The 17217-nt window shown below is 66.5% G+C and carries 15 protein-coding genes and 1 pseudogene; 5 read left to right on the forward strand and 11 right to left on the reverse strand.

What is annotated here, in order from left to right; genetic code table 11:
• Window positions 1-2: 2 nt before the first annotated feature.
• On the reverse strand, window positions 3-1865 hold the full coding sequence (locus GEU84_RS21005; RefSeq protein ID WP_152823816.1) for an ATP-binding protein: 1863 nt from the start codon (window positions 1863-1865) through the stop codon (window positions 3-5).
• A 50-nt stretch (window positions 1866-1915) separates the two neighbouring features.
• Here GEU84_RS21005 and GEU84_RS21520 point away from each other — a divergent pair.
• Window positions 1916-2047: pseudogene (locus GEU84_RS21520) on the forward strand (pentapeptide repeat-containing protein); the annotation flags it as partial.
• Between the two features lie 12 nt (window positions 2048-2059).
• Here the strand turns inward: GEU84_RS21520 and copM are convergent.
• Window positions 2060-2419 carry a CopM family metallochaperone gene (gene copM / locus GEU84_RS02010; RefSeq protein ID WP_152823818.1) on the reverse strand — a complete coding sequence of 120 codons (360 nt, stop codon included), beginning with the start codon at window positions 2417-2419 and terminating at the stop codon, window positions 2060-2062.
• A 253-nt stretch (window positions 2420-2672) separates the two neighbouring features.
• On the opposite strand from copM, the gene GEU84_RS02015 reads away from it, so the two are divergent.
• Entirely contained in the window at window positions 2673-3461 is a 789-nt protein-coding gene (locus GEU84_RS02015) for a gamma-glutamyl-gamma-aminobutyrate hydrolase family protein (protein WP_174539262.1), read from the forward strand.
• Window positions 3462-3555: 94 nt separating this feature from the next.
• Here the strand turns inward: GEU84_RS02015 and GEU84_RS02020 are convergent, their stop codons facing one another.
• The 6 genes from GEU84_RS02020 to kynU all read right to left on the reverse strand — a co-directional run bounded on the left by GEU84_RS02020 (window position 3556) and on the right by kynU (window position 9021).
• Window positions 3556-4413 carry a L,D-transpeptidase gene (locus GEU84_RS02020; protein ID WP_174539263.1) on the reverse strand — a complete coding sequence of 286 codons (858 nt, stop codon included), beginning with the start codon at window positions 4411-4413 and terminating at the stop codon, window positions 3556-3558.
• 129 nt (window positions 4414-4542) lie between these two features.
• Window positions 4543-5769 (reverse strand): RNA polymerase sigma factor, encoded by a 1227-nt coding sequence (locus tag GEU84_RS02025; RefSeq protein ID WP_152823820.1) that lies wholly within the window; start codon window positions 5767-5769, stop codon window positions 4543-4545.
• The gene (locus tag GEU84_RS02030; RefSeq protein WP_152824088.1) at window positions 5766-6122 is read right to left on the reverse strand and encodes a YciI family protein; all 357 of its coding nucleotides are present in this window, start codon (window positions 6120-6122) and stop codon (window positions 5766-5768) included. Before GEU84_RS02030 ends, GEU84_RS02025 begins: the two co-directional genes overlap by 4 nt.
• Window positions 6123-6131: 9 nt before the next feature.
• Window positions 6132-6542, reverse strand: a complete 411-nt coding sequence (locus tag GEU84_RS02035) for a YciI family protein (RefSeq protein WP_152823821.1) — start codon at window positions 6540-6542, stop codon at window positions 6132-6134.
• A 102-nt stretch (window positions 6543-6644) separates the two neighbouring features.
• A complete protein-coding gene (kynA, locus tag GEU84_RS02040; protein WP_152823822.1) occupies window positions 6645-7520 on the reverse strand; it encodes a tryptophan 2,3-dioxygenase in 876 nt (291 codons plus the stop codon).
• Between the two features lie 304 nt (window positions 7521-7824).
• Complete coding sequence (kynU, locus tag GEU84_RS02045; protein ID WP_152823823.1) at window positions 7825-9021, reverse strand: kynureninase; 1197 nt, start codon at window positions 9019-9021, stop codon at window positions 7825-7827.
• Window positions 9022-9351: 330 nt separating this feature from the next.
• Between kynU and GEU84_RS02050 the strand changes: the two genes are divergently transcribed.
• The 3 genes from GEU84_RS02050 to GEU84_RS02060 all read left to right on the forward strand — a co-directional run bounded on the left by GEU84_RS02050 (window position 9352) and on the right by GEU84_RS02060 (window position 13855).
• Window positions 9352-10923, forward strand: coding sequence for a Re/Si-specific NAD(P)(+) transhydrogenase subunit alpha (locus GEU84_RS02050; RefSeq protein ID WP_152823824.1), 1572 nt, complete (start codon window positions 9352-9354; stop codon window positions 10921-10923).
• A gap of 13 nt (window positions 10924-10936) precedes the next feature.
• Window positions 10937-12370, forward strand: coding sequence for an NAD(P)(+) transhydrogenase (Re/Si-specific) subunit beta (locus GEU84_RS02055; protein WP_152823825.1), 1434 nt, complete (start codon window positions 10937-10939; stop codon window positions 12368-12370).
• Window positions 12371-12574: 204 nt separating this feature from the next.
• Window positions 12575-13855: a DUF3422 family protein gene (locus GEU84_RS02060; RefSeq protein WP_152823826.1), complete on the forward strand. Its 1281-nt coding sequence runs from the start codon at window positions 12575-12577 to the stop codon at window positions 13853-13855.
• Window positions 13856-14031: 176 nt separating this feature from the next.
• On the opposite strand, the gene GEU84_RS02065 is transcribed toward GEU84_RS02060, so the two are convergent.
• The 3 genes from GEU84_RS02065 to GEU84_RS02075 form a co-directional block, all read right to left on the reverse strand.
• Window positions 14032-14973 carry an ABC transporter permease gene (locus GEU84_RS02065; RefSeq protein WP_152823827.1) on the reverse strand — a complete coding sequence of 314 codons (942 nt, stop codon included), beginning with the start codon at window positions 14971-14973 and terminating at the stop codon, window positions 14032-14034.
• On the reverse strand, window positions 14966-15973 hold the full coding sequence (locus GEU84_RS02070; protein WP_152823828.1) for an ABC transporter permease: 1008 nt from the start codon (window positions 15971-15973) through the stop codon (window positions 14966-14968). Before GEU84_RS02070 ends, GEU84_RS02065 begins: the two co-directional genes overlap by 8 nt.
• 134 nt (window positions 15974-16107) lie before the next feature.
• Window positions 16108-17115, reverse strand: coding sequence for an ABC transporter permease (locus GEU84_RS02075; protein ID WP_152823829.1), 1008 nt, complete (start codon window positions 17113-17115; stop codon window positions 16108-16110).
• Window positions 17116-17217: the final 102 nt, after the last annotated feature.

Consider the following 17217-nt stretch of genomic DNA (forward strand, 5'->3'; position numbering starts at 1 on the left):
GCTCAGATCAGGTCGCGCAGCGCAGGGCCCCGCGCCGCACCGGGCCCGGCAAAACCGGCCTCTGTCGGCATCAGCCCTTCCAGCAGGCCGCGCAGCGCGGGCAGGCGGATCGGCTTGGCCAGATGCGTCTCGAACCCGGAGGCAAGGTAATGCGCCACATCCTCGGCCATCACATTGGCCGTCACCGCCACGGCGCGCGCCGGGCTGCGCCGTTGCGCGGTCTCGACCCCCCGGATCAGATGCAGCGTTTCCAGCCCCGACAGGCCGGGCATGGATATGTCGAACAGATAGACATCGAACGCCGCCGCCGTGGCTGCCGCCACCGCCGCCTGCCCATCCTCGACAATCACCGGGTCGATGCCCATCGGGCGCAGCATCTTTTCCAGCACCAGCCGGTTGGTGCGGCTGTCATCGGCGCACAGCACCCTGAGCCGCGCCAGATCGGCGGGTGCTGCGGGCAGGTCCAGCACCACTGGCTGCGCGGGCGCGGCCACCCGTTCCAGCGGCAGCGCCACGGCAAAGCGGGTGCCCACCCCCGGCGCGCTGGCGGCGCTTATCGTGCCGCCCATCAGCGTCACCAGCCGGTGCGTGATCGCCATGCCCAGCCCGGTGCCGCCAAAGCGCCGGGTGATGTCGCTGTCGGCCTGCATGAATTCCTGAAACAGCGCGGTGATCTGCGCCTCGGTCATGCCGATGCCGGTATCGGTGATCTCGAACAGCAGCCCGCCGCTTGCCGGGGCCGACAGTGACAGACTGACCGCGCCACCCGGGCTGAATTTCACCGCGTTGCCCAGTATGTTATGCACGATCTGGCTGATGCGGTGCGGGTCGCCCGACCAGTGACCCGCCGTTTCCGGCGCCTCGGCCATGGTCAGCGTCACGCCGCCCGCCCGGCACTGTGGCCCGAACGAGGTGGCGATCTGGCGCAGCAGGGCACCCGGTGCAAAGGGCACGCTTTCGGTTCTGACGGCGCCCGCCTCCAGCTTGGCCATGTCGAGCACGTCGTTCAGGATATGCACCAGCAAGGTGCCCGAGGTTTGAATCTGCGCCACCGTCTCGCGCGCCGCGCGGTCGGTCAGGTCGGCGGCCAGCACATCCACCAGCCCCAGAACGCCGTTCAGCGGTGTGCGGATCTCATGGCTCATATGCGCCAGAAACCGGGTGCGGGCGCGGGCCAGATCCTGCGCCTGCTGGCGTTCGCGCGCCAGCGACCGGTTCAGCCGCGCCGCCCTGAGCGCGATCAGCGCAAAGGCCCATTGCAGCGCCGAAAACGCCAGCACAAAGGCGATGACGGCGGATGAGGTGATCAGGACCGCATCCGGCATGCCCAGCGCCACCGCCAACAGCCGCAGGCTGTAACCCAGGGCAATCACGAAAAACGGCAGCGTCACCAGCACCGACAATTCGACGCCGAACGACCGGACGGCGGGCCACAGCAGCCGCGCCATCACCAGCGCCATCACCCCGTTGATGGCCGAGGATGTGACGAACAGCGGCAGCGCCGTTTCCGCCAGCAGGGCCACGCTTGCCTGCCCCAGCAGCACGGCCGTGCTGAACCAGCTGAACAGCCGCAGGCGCGGGGCCAGCCCCAGACCGCTTTGCAGCCCACAGAACCCGGCGACAATGCCCAGATGCGCCCCGCCCAGCACCAGAAACGCGCTCAGCGCGAAGGGCAATTGCAAGTGCAGCATCATCCCCGCCGCCGCCAGCAGCAACAGCACGTTGCCGCCAACCAGCCACAGCATGCCCCGCTCGAAGGCGGCGTCACCGCTGCGGCGGCGTGACAGCAGGCAGATCACCAGCGCAAAGGCCACCATGGCGGCAGCCACCACGACGATGACACTGATTTCAACGGCGGTGTTCACGTCTGGCTACCTTCGGCCAAGGGGAACAGTCAGGGTGCTTGACCCGCTGCATGTCTGTCACCTTGCCGGATAACACCAGAAAGAACCATGGGAAAAAGCCGCAGCACGGCGAAGCCTGTCGCCGCGCCGACCTGCGCCGTGCCAACCTGCGCCGCGCCGACCTGAGCCGTTCCAGCCTGCGCCGTGCCCTGGCGCTACTGGCCCTGTCTTGCCAGCCAGCCTTTCATGAAGGCGATCTCGGCCTCCTGCGCTGCGATCACGGCATTTGCCAGCGCGCGCACCTCGGGGTCGGTGCCATAAGCCAGCACGATGCGCGCCATGTCGACCGCGCCCTGATGATGCGGGATCATCCCCGTGATGAAATCGACATCGGCATTGCCGGTAAAGGGTATGTCCATCGCTGAGTGCATCGCCGCATTGGCCGCGCGGAAGGCGGCGGTGGCGGGTGTCGCATCGGATGAGTGCGCAGCATGGCCGGAATGGTCCATGGTTTCGGCAAGGGCGGGCAGGGCAAGCAGCAAGGCGACGGGCACGGCAAGCAGGGGGCGGGGCATGGCAGATCCTTTCCTGTGTTCGGACCCCGATGCAGGATTCCCGCCACCGGAAGGCAAGTCACGACCGCGTGACGCAAGGCGCTGTGCCTTTCGCGCTGATCGCAACCCGGCCCGCCTGGGGACGGCGCGGGCCGCCGCTGCCTGAAATCCGGGCAGAAACCGCGAATGTGTTGCCATTGCTGCGGCATTCCCCCTTCACCCCGGCGCGGGATGGGCCTATCTTTGCACCATGCATACCCCAGTTGGCCCGGCCATGCCCCGTTCCGCCCCCCGCCGCCCCGTCGTCGGCATCATCGGCAACATGACGCTGCTGAACGAATCCTACCCGGTGCACGCCGGGGGCACGATGAATTCCGAAGCGGTGGCCGAAGCTGCGGGCTGCCTGCCCGTCATCATTCCCACCGACCCGCGCTATGTGACGGTCGAGGAACTGTTGTGCATGTGTGACGGGTTCCTTCTGACCGGCGGGCGGCCCAATGTGCACCCGTCGGAATATGGCGAGGATGAAACCCCCGCGCATGGCACATTCGACCGCTGCCGCGATGCCATCACCCTGCCCTTGATCCGCGCCTGTGTGGAACGTGGCCAGCCCTTTCTGGGCATCTGCCGCGGGTTTCAGGAGGTGAATGTGGCGATGGGCGGCACGCTTTACCCCGAGATCCGCGACCTGCCGGGGCGGATGAACCACCGCATGCCCCCCGACGGCACGATCGAGGAGAAATTCGCCCTGCGCCACCCGGTGCGGTTTACCCCCGGCGGGGTGTTTCACCGGCTGATGGGCGCGGATGAGGTGATGACCAACACGCTGCACGGGCAAGGCATCAACCGCCCCGGCAGCCGTGTGGTGATCGACGGGCAGGCCCCCGACGGCACGCCCGAGGCGATCTATATCGAAGGGGCGCCGGGCTTTACCCTGTCGGTGCAATGGCACCCGGAATGGAACGCGGCGGCAGACCCGGTATCGCGCCCGCTGTTTCAGGCATTCGGGGCGGCGGTGCGGGCCTATGCCGCCGGTGACGCCGGGCTGCGCCGCTCGGCGTGATCGTTGGGCGATCCCGAACAGCGTGAAACGTCTGTTGCAAAAGCAAAAGGACGGCCCGCAGGCCGTCCTTTTTTTCATGGCTATGGCCCGCGCCTTATTCCGGCTGCGTGGCCGGGGCCTGCAACGAGGGCGGCACCTGACCCAGCAGCACCGGGTTGAAACTGGGCAGCGGCGTGACCACGGCGGGCGTCACCGGGGCCGGGGTGGCCGGGGCCACGGCGGGCACGACGGCCGCCGGTTTCGGCTTTTTCGGCGCGGGCGGCGGCAGGCTGAGCCCGGTAGGCTTCGTGCCCGCAGCGGTCAGCACGATCACCTTGGCATTGGGCTGCACCCGGTTATACAGATCCACCACATCCTGATTGATCATGCGGATGCAGCCGGACGAGGCATTGCGCCCGATCGACTGCCATTCCGGCGTGCCATGGATGCGGTAGCCGTAATCCACGCCATTGGTGGTCAGATAGATTGCACGTGCGCCCAGCGGGTTGGTCGGCCCCCCCGGCTGGCCCTTTTCCCATTTCACCAGTTTCGGATCACGCTCGATCATCTCGGGCGGCGGGGTCCAGGTGGGCCAGGGCCGCTTGTTCGTCACCAGCGCCTCGCCCGACCATTCAAACCCGGCGCGGCCCACCGAAATGCCATAACGGATGGCGCTGCGTTCGTCCTGCACCAGATAGAGCAGGCGCGAGGCCGGGTCGATGATGATGGTGCCGGGCACTTCTTCGGACGGGTAGGGCACGACCTGGCGCTGGAATGTGGCGGGCACCTGCTCGACCGGGATCGCAGGCAGGGAATAGCTGCCATCGGCCCGGGCCACATAGGCATCGGGGAACATTACCGGCTCTACCGGCTTGGTCGCCGTCATCGCCGTCAGTTCCGGCGGCAGGCAGCCCCCCAGCACGGCCATCATGGCCAGCGCCGACATACACCGTGTCACAATCCCGAAACGCATTCTGCTCTGCTCCGTCATGCCCCGGGGCTGCCCCGCCCCTGATTGCGGTGTTATGATCCGGCGCAATGGCCAGTGAACATTCACCTTTATCCACAGGGTAAGCGATGCGGGCAAAAGGGTCCAGAGCCTTCATGGCATCAGGCTTGCCATGCGGGCGGAAAGCCACACACGCAGGCCCGGGTCTTCGGTCAGGCCCAGCGCGCGGGTCAGCGCCGCCTGCGCCTCGGCCGAATGCCCCGCCCGCAGCCGGATCTCGGCCAGCAGCGCCCAGTAGGGCTGAAAACTGTCAGCCTCCGGCCCCAGATCGGCAAGCCGCGCCATCGCCGCCAGCGGCCCGCGCCGCTCCAGCGCCACCGCCGCCGCCGCCACCGTCGCCCCGGTAGAGGGGCACAGCCGCGCCAGCGCGTCATGCAGCGTTTCCAGTGCCACATGGTTCACCCGGCCCGTGCGGCTGCGTTCGCAATGCACCGCCTGAATCGCCGCCTCGCACTGGAACCGGCCCAGTCGGCCGCGCGCCTGCGCCCGTTCGCCTGCCGCAGCCAGCGCCAGATCGGCCCGCACTATCAACGTCTTGTCCCACAGCCGCGTGTCCTGCTCGGTCAACGGCACATAGCCCGCGCGCCGTGCCCCCTCGCGCGCGCGAACATACAGCAGCTGCGCCAGCAGCGCCTGCGGCTCAGGTTCGCCCGGGGTCAGGTCGGCCAGGGTTTCGGCCAGAAACACCGCCTCTTGCGCCAGATCGGCACGGCCGGGGTCAGACCCCGGCACGCTTTCCCAGCCCAGCGCGGCGGCGGCCAGAATGCACTCCATCACCTGCCCCAGATGCGGGGCCACATCCGCCGGGTCGGGCCGTTCAAACCGCGCGCCCGCCTCGCGCAGCCGCTGCTTGGCACGGGCCAGCCGTTGCCCCATGGCAGCGGGTGACATGAGGAAAGCCGAGGCGATGCGCTCCGCCGAAAGCCCCAGCACCGCCTGCAACATCAAGGGCGTCTGGGTGGCCGGGTCAATCGCCGGATGGGTGCAGGCGAACATGAGGCCCAGCCGGTGATCGGGCCAGGCGTCAGGCTCTTCCGCCGCCTCGTCCGTCACCAGCGCCAGCGCGGGCAGGGCGCGGCTGGCTGTGGCCATGCGCGCCCGGGCCTGCCCTTGCGCGCGTTTCGCCGCCGTCATCAGCCAGGCTGCGGGCCGGTCGGGCACACCGCGCGCGGGCCACGCCTCCAGCGCCTGCCGCAGCGCCTCGGCCACCGCATCCTCGGCCCCGGCCAGATCGCGGCTGCGCGCAGCCAGCAGCGCCACCAGCCGGGCCCGGTGGCTGCGGGCGGCATCCGCCACCGCCCGCAGCGCCGCGTCACTCATCCCGGCATCGCCAGCACGGGCCGCACTTCGGTAGAGCCTGAGGCTGAGGATGGCGCTTTCGCGGCCCAGTCCAGCGCGGCCTCCAGACTGTCCACTTCGATGACAAAGAACCCGCCCAACTGTTCCTTCACCTCGGCAAAGGGGCCGTCTTGCACGGTGCGGCCCTTGGGCCCCACCCGCACCGTCACGGCCCCGGCGGGCGGCAGCAGGCCCGCGCCCGACACGAACACCCCGGCCTGTGCCAGCGTGGCGCCATAGGCCGACCAGCCCGCCCAATAGGGGCCAGCCTCGGCCGGGTCGCTGCGGCGGGCAAAATCGGCGGCAGTCTCATAGCAAAGGATCGTGTATTGCATCATCAGCCCTCACATGCCCGGCGCGGCAATGCCTGCGCGCACTTCAACCCGGCCTGTCGTGGCCGCAGGCAGCTTTGCCGCCCAGGCCTCTGCCGCCGCCGCATCCGCCACATCCAGCAGGAAAAAGCCCCCCAGCGTCAAGCCATCCGTGGCCGCAGGTCCGGCTCCCGCCACCGCCACCGGCACCATGGCGGCCCCGCCGCGCACCACACCTGCCGCCTGCGCCTCTTGCCCGAAGGCGGCATAGGCCCCCCAATAGGCCTGCCCCGCCGCGCCCTTGTCCTCCCGCAGCGCCAGTTCGGCGGCGCTCTCATAGATCAGCAGCACGAAAGGCTCGGCCAGCGCAGGGGAGCCGCCCAGCAAAGCCGCCATCAATGTCAGGTATTTCATGTCATCCTCATCCGCTTGCAAAGGCCGCATCCTGCGCCTTCTGCAAGGATGAGCGGCGGGGCAGGGCGATTTCGACAGAAGCCCGAAAATTTTCTGCACCGCCCGCGTTTTTTCCGCCCCACCTGCCTGTCGCTACAGCGCCGTCCTCAGATGCCAAAGCTCGGGGAACAGCTCCACCTCCAGCATCCGGCGCAGGTATTGCACGCCCGATGTGCCGCCGGTGCCGCGCTTCAGGCCGATCACCCGCTCCACCGTGGTCACATGGTTGAAACGCCAGCGGCGGAAGTAATCCTCGAAATCCACCAGCTTTTCGGCCAGCTCATAGGCCTCCCAATGCTGGCCCGGGTCGCGGTAGACGGTTTCCCACACCGCCTGCACGCCCGCATCGGCCACCCAAGGCTGCGCCACATCGCGCGTCAGCACCGCCGCAGGCACCGGCAGCCCCGTGCGCGCCAGATGCCGCAGTGCCTCGTCATAAAGCGATGGCCGCGCCAGTTCGGCCTGCAACCGTGCCAGCAGGTCGGGGCGGTGGGCATGGGGCCGCAGCATGGCATGGTTGCGGTTGCCGGCGGCAAATTCGATCAGCCGGTATTGCCAGGACTGAAAGCCGGACGATTGCCCCAGCCCGTCGCGAAACGTGGTGTAGTCCGACGGCGTCATGGTGCGCAGCACATCCCAGGCGTTGTTCAGCTGCTCCATGATCCGCGCCACCCGCGCCAGCATCTTGAAGGCCGGGCGCAGGTTGTCTGCAGCTATACTGGCCCGGGCGGCGTCCAATTCATGCAAGGCCAGCCGCATCCACAGCTCCGATGTCTGGTGCTGGATGATGAACAGCATCTCGTCATGCGCGCCGGTCAGCAGCGTCTGTGCGTTCAGGATGGCGTCGGTCTGCAAATAGTCGCCATAGGACATGCGCCCGGCGAAAGACATTTGCGCCCCGTCGCTTTCGGGGTTCAGCGGGCTGGTGGCATGCATCGGGCATTGCGGCGTGTCAGTGGGGTCGGTCATCGGGATGCTCCCTCGGGAAAACGGATACTCCCCGCCAGTGCAGGGTCTCAGACGCTTGCCCGGGCCCTTTGCGCCAGCACCACCACCGCCCCCATACGCCGCCAGGCACAGACCCAGCCCGATGGCCGGCACAAGGGTCTGTGCAGCACCCTGTCCCCGCATGTCTTGCTGGCCCAAATATCCCCGCCGGAGGCCTCGACACCGGCCACAGGTGCGGCCGCAATGGCCATCTCCCGGCAGGCCGCCCGACGGGGCTCGATGCCCCCGAGGGCGGCACCCCCGGGCGGAAGGGCGGGCCTCCCGGTCATGTCACCTTGGCGCGCTGCTTGTGCTCGGGCCGGTCCCACAGGTTGCCCTGCATCACCTCGGCCAGCACCTCCACCGCCCGCGCCACTTCCGCCGCCCCGATATACAGCGGCGTGAAGCCAAAGCGCAGAATGTCCGGCGCGCGGAAGTCGCCGATCACGCCGCGCGCGATCAGCGCCTGCATGATGGCGTAACCCTCGGGGTGGCGAAAACTGACCTGCGATCCGCGCTCAACATGGTTGCGCGGGGTGGCGAGTGTCAGCATCGGGCAGGCGGCCTCGACCCCCGCGATGAACTGATCCCCCAGTGCCAGTGACGCCGCGCGCACATCGGCGATGTCGGCGATGTCCCACACATCCAGCGCGGCCTCCAGCGCGGCCATCTGCAACACCGGCGGCGTGCCCACCCGCATCCGGTCGATGCCCGCAGCGGGGCGATAGCGGCCCTCGAACGCAAAGGGCGCCTCATGCCCCAGCCAACCCGACAGCGCGGGCAGGGCGGCATCGGCATGGCGCGGGGCCACATAGATGAAGCCCGGGCCACCGGGGCCGGAGTTCAGGTATTTATAGGTGCAGCCCACGGCGAAATCGGCCCCGTCGCGCGCCAGTTCCACCGGCAGCGCGCCCGCCGAATGCGCCAGATCCCAGATCGCCAGCGCGCCCGCCGCATGGGCCGCCGCCGTCAGCGCCGCCATGTCATGCCGCCGGCCCGTGCGGTAATCCACCTCGGTGATCAGCATCACCGCCACCGATCCGTCAATCACGCCCAGCACATCTTCCGGGGCCACGGTCTTCAGCACATAGCCGTCGCCCAGCATGCCGCACAGCCCCTCTGCCATGTAAAGGTCGGACGGAAAGTTGCCGGTATCCGACAGGATCACCCGGCGGTCGGGGCGCAGCGCCAGCGCCGCCGCCAGTGCCTGCCACACCTTGATCGACAATGTGTCGCCCAGCACGACCGAGCCCGACTCTGCCCCGATCAGCCGCCCGATCCGGTCGCCGATGCGCGCGGGCTGGTCCATCCAGCCCGCCTTGTTCCAGCCGGTGATCAGCATCTTGCCCCATTCGCCCGTCACCGTATCTGCCACACGGGCGGCGGCGGCGCGGGGCAGGGCGCCCAGCGAATTGCCATCCAAATAGACCAGACCCGCGGGCAGGTCGAACAGGGCGCGGGTGGCGGCGAAATCGGTGGGCATCATCGGTCCTTTTCTGGCGCAGGATGCGCCGGTTTGCCCTGTGCTACAAGACGGGCTGGCAACGCTTCAAGTTTAAAATTTATCCGCGCACCGGCGGCGGCTGCGTTGTGGCGGCGCGGCCATGCCGTTGTGCCAGGCGGCATGACGCGCCCGCTGCATGGCAGATCTGCCCGATTAGGCTTTGACGTTGCGTCCGTTGCGCAGGATAACCCGCGACAAGGAATCTGCCGCAGGGCAGCATGGCGCTTGAGAAATTATCTTGCGCGGTGTCTAACAGGTTCGGCACGATGAACGGGTGCCGCAGGGCATCACCAGACGGGGGAGAGACTGTTGAAGATCGGGGCACCCAGAGAGGTTTTCGAAGGCGAGGCGCGCGTCGCCATGACGCCGGATTCGGCGGTTCAGTTGCAAAAGCTGGGCCACACCTGCGCGATTGAAAGCGGAGCAGGGGCAAAGGCGGGCTTTTCCGATGCGGCCTATGCGGCGGTTGGGGTCGAGGTGCTGCCCGATGCGCAGGCGCTGTTCGATGCGGCGGATGTGGTGGTCAAGGTGCGCGGACCCGAGATGTCCGAGGCCGGGCTGCTGCGGCCGGGCCAGACGCTGATCTCTTTCTTCTGGCCCGCGCAGAACGCGGAACTGCTGGAGGCCTGCAAGGCGCGCGGGGCGACCGTTGTTGCGATGGATATGGTGCCGCGGATCAGCCGCGCGCAAAAGATGGATGCGCTGTCATCCATGGCCAATATCGCAGGCTACCGCGCGGTGATCGAGGCCGGGTCGAACTTTGGCCGGTTCTTCACCGGTCAGGTGACGGCGGCGGGCAAGGTGCCCCCGGCCAAGGTGCTGGTGGTGGGCGCGGGCGTTGCGGGCCTCGCCGCAATCGGCACGGCGACCAGCCTTGGCGCGATCGTCCATGCCTTTGACGTGCGCCCCGAAGTGTCGGAACAGATCGAATCCATGGGCGCGAATTTCGTGTTCCTGGAATTTGCCGAGGCGCAGGACGGTGCCGCGACCGGGGGCTATGCCGCCCCGTCGTCCCCCGAATTCCGCGAGGCGCAGCTGGCAAAATTCCGCGAACTGGCGCCCGAGATGGATATCGTCATCACCACCGCGCTGATCCCCGGACGGCCCGCGCCAAAACTGTGGACCGCCGACATGGTGGCGCTGATGAAGCCCGGATCGGTGGTGGTTGACCTTGCCGCCGAACGTGGCGGCAACTGCGACCTGACGGTGCCCGATCAGAAGATCGTCAGCGACAATGGCGTGACGGTGGTGGGCTATACCGATTACCCCAGCCGGATGGCGGCACAGGCCAGCACGCTTTATTCCAACAACATCCGCCACATGATGACCGACCTTACGCCGAAGAAAGACGGCGTGATCGATCACAACATGGGCGATGACGTGATCCGTGGCGCGACCGTGACCCATGCGGGCGAGATCACCTTCCCGCCGCCGCCGCCGAAAGTCGCGGCCATCGCAGCGCAGAAACCCAAGCCCAAGGCCGTGGAACTGACCCCGGTGGAAAAGCGCGCGGCAGAGGTTGCGGCCTTCAAGGCGCAGACCCGCAGCCAGGTGGGCATGCTGGTGATCGGCGGCGGGCTGATCCTGCTGGCGGGGCTTTATGCGCCTTCCAGCTTCATGAGCCATTTCATCGTCTTCGTGCTGTCGGTCTATGTCGGCGTGCAGGTGATCTGGAACGTGTCGCATTCGCTGCACACACCGCTGATGGCGGTCACGAACGCGATTTCATCCATCATCATCCTGGGCGCGCTGATGCAGATCGGTTCGGGCAACTGGCTGGTGGTGGTGCTGGCCGCGCTGGCGGTGTTCATGGCCGGGATCAACATTTTCGGCGGTTTCATGGTGACGCGCCGGATGCTCGCCATGTTCCAGAAGTCCTGAGGAGAGCGGCAGAATGGAATTCGGATTCACCACAGCCGCCTATGTCGTCGCGGCGGTTCTCTTCATCCAGTCGCTGGGCGGCCTTTCGGGGCAGGAAAGCGCGAAACGCGCGGTCTGGTATGGCATCGCAGGCATGGCGCTGGCGGTTGCCGCCACGCTTTACGGCCCCGGCGCAGGCAACTGGCTGATCTCGCTGGCGATGATCGCGGCGGGCGGGGCGATTGGCTGGGTCGTGGCCCAGCGCGTGCAGATGACCGAAATGCCGCAGCTTGTGGCCGCCATGCACAGCCTTGTGGGCCTGGCCGCGGTCTTCATCGGCTTCAACACCCATATCGAGATGACTTCGGTCGCCGCGATGACCGCCGAAGCCCGCGCGGCGCTGACCGGCTTTGCCGGTGTCATCGCGCACAAAAGCGGGGTCGAGATTTCGATCCTGCGGGTGGAAACCTTCCTGGGCGTGTTCATCGGGGCTGTCACCTTCACCGGGTCGGTCATCGCCTTTGGCAAGCTGGCGGGCAAGGTGGACGGCAAGGCGAAAAAGCTGCCGGGCGGCCATATGCTGAACGCAGGTGCCGCGCTGGTGTCGGTGGTGCTGCTGGTGGTCTATCTGCAAACCGGATCGACGGCCGCGCTCTTGGTGATGACTTTGGCCGCGTTCTTCATCGGCTATCACCTGATCATGGGCATCGGCGGCGCCGACATGCCGGTGGTTGTGTCGATGCTGAACAGCTATTCCGGCTGGGCGGCGGCGGCGATCGGGTTTTCGCTGTCGAATGACCTGCTGATCGTGGTCGGCGCGCTGGTCGGCTCCTCGGGTGCGATCCTCAGCTATATCATGTGCAAGGCGATGAACCGGTCGTTCATCTCGGTGATCCTGGGCGGCTTTGGCGGCACCACCGGCCCGGCGATGGAAATCGCCGGTGAACAGATCGCCATCGACACCGAAGGCGTGGCAGCGGCGCTGAACGACGCCGACAGCATCATCATCATCCCGGGCTATGGCATGGCAGTGGCGCAGGCGCAGCAGTCGGTGTCGGAACTGGTGCGCAAGCTGCGCGCCAAGGGCAAGAACGTGCGTTTCGCCATCCACCCCGTCGCGGGCCGCCTGCCCGGCCACATGAACGTGCTCCTGGCCGAGGCGAAGGTGCCCTATGACATCGTGCTGGAAATGGACGAGATCAACGAGGATTTCCCCACCACCGACGTGGCCATCGTCATCGGCTCGAACGACATCGTGAACCCGGCGGCACAGGAAGACCCCAACAGCCCCATCGCCGGCATGCCGGTGCTGGAATGCTGGAAGGCGAAACAGGTGTTCGTGTCGAAACGCGGGCAGGGCACCGGTTATTCCGGCATCGAAAACCCGCTGTTCTACAAGGAAAACACCCGGATGTTCTACGGCGATGCCAAGAAAAGCATCGACGCCCTGCTGCCGATGATCGACTGATCCCGGCACCCTGACACCACCCGAACGCCCCGCCCCGACCGGCGGGGCGTTCTGCATTGCGGGGGCTGCCTCGCCGGGTTGGCGCAAAACTGCGGCCCGCCTGCAAGTATGCCGAAGTATGCCTGCAATACAGGCTTTCCCTTTGGCAATGCCGCTTTACAGCCTTCACAGCCCCGCTAGGCTGCCTGCCAAACCGGAGGCCCCATGCCCATCGAAGATCATCCGCTGCGCTACAACCTGGTGAACGAACTGCACGCCCGGCCCTTTCCGGCGCTGGATGTGCCCAGCCATGCCGTCTATGTGGCGATCAAGCAGACGGTGGATGCGGCCAACCGCGACCGGCAGGCCGACCGCGATCATCTGCTGGCGCTGCTGGACCGGCACGGCTCGGCCCATCCGCAGCCCGAGGCCACGCATTTTTCCGGCCCCATCGGCCGGGCGGAACTGAAATGGGAAAGCCACACCGAATTCGTGACCTATTCAGGCTTCATCAAGGGCCTTGGCGAACGGCCCTTCGATCCGGCACTGGCGCAGGTGTTTCCGGATGACTGGCTGGCCCGCGCGCCCGGCAAACGGCTGACCTCGGTGCTGATCCGGGTCGAGGTGATGCCCGAAGACGAGGACGAGATCACCGCAAAACTCGAAGACTGGTTCGTGCCCGAAAGCCTGGCCTGCGCGCGCGTGGTTGACGGTGCGGCGGTGGTGGCGGGTGATTTCCGCATCGACGAGGCGGGCCACATGCGCTTTGCCGTCTTCGTGCGCCCCGGCACCGGTGCCCGCCGCGTGGGCCGCATCGTGCAGCGGCTGTGCGAGATCGAAACCTACCGCTCCATGTCGATGCTGGGGCTGATGCGGGCGCGGGTCTTGTCGGGGCGGCTGAATGCGCTTGATCCACAATTGTCGGCGCTGGTCTCGGGGCTGGATTCCGACATCCGCTCACCCGAGGACACGTTGCACCGGCTGCTGGCGATCTCGGCCGAACTGGAAAGCCTGGCGGTGCAGTTTTCCTTCCGCTTCGGCGCGACCGAGGCCTATGAGGCCATCGTGAACCAGCGCATCGACGTGCTGCGCGAACAGCGCATCGCGGGCCGCCAGACCTTTGGCGAATTCATGATGCGGCGTTACGATCCGGCGATGCGCACGGTGAAATCGGCCGAGCGGCGGCTGGGAAGCATGGTGGAACGCGCCCAGCGCGCCGCCGAACTGTTGCGCACAAGGGTGGATGTGGAACGCTCGGCCCAGAACCAGAAACTGCTGGAAAGCATGGACCGCCGCGCCGACCTGCAACTGCGCCTGCAACATACGGTCGAGGGTCTGTCGGTGGTGGCGATCAGCTATTACGCCGTCAACCTGGCCGCCTATGTGGCCTATCCGCTGGCCGAACCGGCGGGGCTGTCAAAAGGATTGATCACGGCGATCCTCACGCCCTTGGTGATCCTTGGCGTGTGGGCGATGGTGCGGCGGGTCCGGAAACATATCGGCTAAACCCGCGCGACCAGCACCCATCTGCGGCATTTTCTGCCCGGAAATATCCTCGGGGGTGGGGTCCGGGGAGGGGCAGACAGCCCCATCCCCGGGTGCCAGCCATCGGCACAACCCGCCCGCAGACAGGAAAAAGGGGGCCAGCGGCCCCCCAAAAATCTTGCTGCAAGATTTTTCCCTTACCGCCCGCGAATGCGCGGGTCCAGGGCGTCGCGCAGCCCGTCGCCGATGTAGTTCACGCTCAGCACGGTCAGCGAGATGGCCAGCCCCGGCCAGATCACGCGCTCGGGGTATTGTTGCAGGTAATCCACCCCGTCAAACAGCAGCCGCCCCCAGGTCGGAAAATCCGGCGGAAAGCCCAGGCCAAGGAAACTCAGCGCAGATTCGGTGATGATGGCGGATGCGATGCCCAGCGTGGCCGCCACCATGATCGGGCTCATCACATTGGGCAGGATGTGGCGCAGGATCATCCGGCGCGACGGTGTGCCGATCGACCGCGCGGCCAGCACGAATTCGCGCTCCTTCAGCGCCAGCACCTCGCCCCGCACGATGCGGGCCGATTGCATCCAGCTTGTCACGCCGATCGCAAAGACGATCAGCAGGAAGGTGCCCAGTTCCGGCCCGAACACCCCCGCCAGCTTGTCGCGGAACAACAGCACCATCACCAGCAGCAAGGGCAGCAGCGGCAGCGCCAAGAACAGGTCGGTCATCCGCATCAAGGGCCCGTCCAGCCGCCGGAAATAGCCCGCCAGCACGCCCACCGTGGTGCCCAGCAGAATGGCGATCAGCATCGCCGTCAGCCCCACCGCCAGCGACACGCGCCCGCCCGCGATCATCCGCGCCAGCATGTCGCGGCCCAGCTGGTCGGTGCCCAGCGGATGCGCCCATGAGGGCGGCTGATTGCGCGAGCGGATCATCTTCACCGCGTCGGGTTCAATGAAAGCCGGGTCGATGCGCCAGATGAACGCGCCAAACAGCACGAAAAAGATCAGCAGCGCCAGCACAACGGCCCCGACCATGGCACCCTTGTGGGTGCGGAACTGGTCCCAGACATCGCGCCACTGGCTGCGCGGCGGTTTGAAGGCGGCCTCGACGGCGGCGGCGGGCAGGGTGTCAGTCATAGCGGATCCTCGGGTCAAGGATGCCATACAATATGTCGGCAATCAGGTTGAAAAGGACGATCAGCACGGCGAAGATGAAGGTCAGCGTCTGGACCATCGGCAGGTCGCTGGCCTCGAGCGCGTTGATCAAGAGCGCGCCCAGGCCGTTCACCCGGAACACCTGCTCGGTGACGATGGCCCCGGCAAACACCGTGGGCACGCCAAGCGCGATCACCGTGACAACCGGGATCAGCGCATTGCGCAAGGCATGTTTCAGCACGACAGCCCGCTCACCGATCCCGGTGGCGCGGGCGGTGCGCACATAATCCTGACCAAGCGTGTCAAGCATGGAAGACCGCATGTAACGGCTGATTTCGGCGGCGTTGAACAGTGCCAGCACCATCACCGGCATCGCCATCTGACCGGCTTGTTGCACGAAGCTGTTCCATCCCGTCATGCGCAACCGGGTGTCGTAGACCGAAGGCAGCCATCCGAGGTTCACCGAAAACACCACGATCAGCACCACCCCGGTCAGAAACGTGGGCACCGAAAAGCCGACCATGGCAACGAACGTGCCGATCTGGTCGAACCACGAATACGGCCGGTAGGCGGAATAGATGCCGATGGGCAGCGCGATCAGCACGCCGATCACATAGGCCAAGCCGATCACGGTCAGCGTCTGGGGCAGGCGTTCTGCGATGATGTCCATCACCGGGCTGCGCGATTGCCAGGAAAGGATGCGCTGCCTGCCGGTGGACAGCGTTGTTCCGAACATCTGGTCCAGCAGATAGGCGGGCTCTACAACAAAGAACTGGTAAAGCCATAGTCCGAAGCGCAGATGGATCGGTTCGTTCGCGCCCAGCGCCTCGACGATGCGGGCGCGCACGTCTGGCGGCACGGTCAACGGAATCTGGCTCATCGGTGATCCGGGGGCGAAATCGACCAGCAGAAAGATCACCAGACTGGTGAAAAGCAGCGCCGGGATCGCAAGCAGCAGCCGCCGGATCATGTATGTCAGCATCTGCCGCGCCCCGCGTCAGCAAAGGGTGAACATCAAACTCTGACCTCCCGCTAAACTGCGCGGCGCGACGCGGGCGCAGCGGCGGGTGCATCCCATACAGTGATCCGGCCCAGACGGCGGGCCCACTGGCCCGGTCAGTCATAGCGGATCCTCGGGTCAAGGATGCCATACAATATGTCGGCAATCAGGTTGAACAGCACGATCAGCACGGCAAAGATGAAGGTCAGCGTCTGCACCATCGGCAGGTCGCTGCCATGGATGGCGTTGATCAGCAAGGCACCCAACCCGTTCACCTTGAACACCTGTTCGGTGATGATGGCCCCCGCAAAGATCGTGGGGATGCCCAGTGCGATGACCGTCACCACCGGGATCAGCGAGTTGCGCAGCACATGCTTCAGCACCACCACACGCTCGACCATGCCCTTGGCGCGCGCGGTGCGCACATAATCCTGCCCCAGGTTTTCCAGCATGGATGACCGCATGTAGCGGCTGATCTGCGCCGCGTTATACAGCGCCAGCACCGCCACAGGCATGGCCATCTGGCGCACCTGCATCAGGAAACTGTCCCAGTCCGTCACCCGCAGCGTGGTGTCGTAGATGGACGGGAACCAGCCCAGCCAGACCGAGAAGATCACGATCAGCAACACGCCGGTAAAGAATGTGGGCACCGAAAAGCCGATCATGGCAATGAACGTGCCGATCTGGTCAAACCACGAATACTGCCGGTAGGCCGAATAGATGCCGATCGGCACCGCGATCAGCACACCGATCAGATAGGCCGAGCCGATCACGGTCAGCGTTTGCGGCAGGCGTTCGGCGATGATGTCCATCACCGGGCTGCGCGACTGCCATGACAGGATGCGCAGACGGCCCTGGCCCAGATCGGTGCCAAACAGGGCATCCATCATGTAGGCCGGTTCGATGATGAAGAACTGATACAGCCACTTGCCGAACCGGATCAGGATCGGCTCGTTGGCGCCCAGCGCCTCGATCATGCGCAGGCGCACGTCGGGCGGCACGGTCAGGGGGATCTGGCTCATCGGTGATCCGGGGGCGAAATCCACCAGCAGAAAGATCACCAGCGAGATGAACAGCAGCGTGGGTATTGCCACCAGCAACCGGCGGAAGGTGTAGGTGAGCATCGGCACCTCGGGTGTAGAAAGCCTGGGGGAAGGGGGCGGGCCGCGGCCTGCGGAAAAGGGCACGGCCCCCGGCGGCGTGGCCGGGGGCCGTGCGTTGGTCAG

The organism is Fertoeibacter niger, from assembly GCF_009380135.2.
In the GTDB taxonomy this organism is placed as follows: Bacteria; Pseudomonadota; Alphaproteobacteria; order Rhodobacterales; family Rhodobacteraceae; genus Fertoeibacter; species Fertoeibacter niger.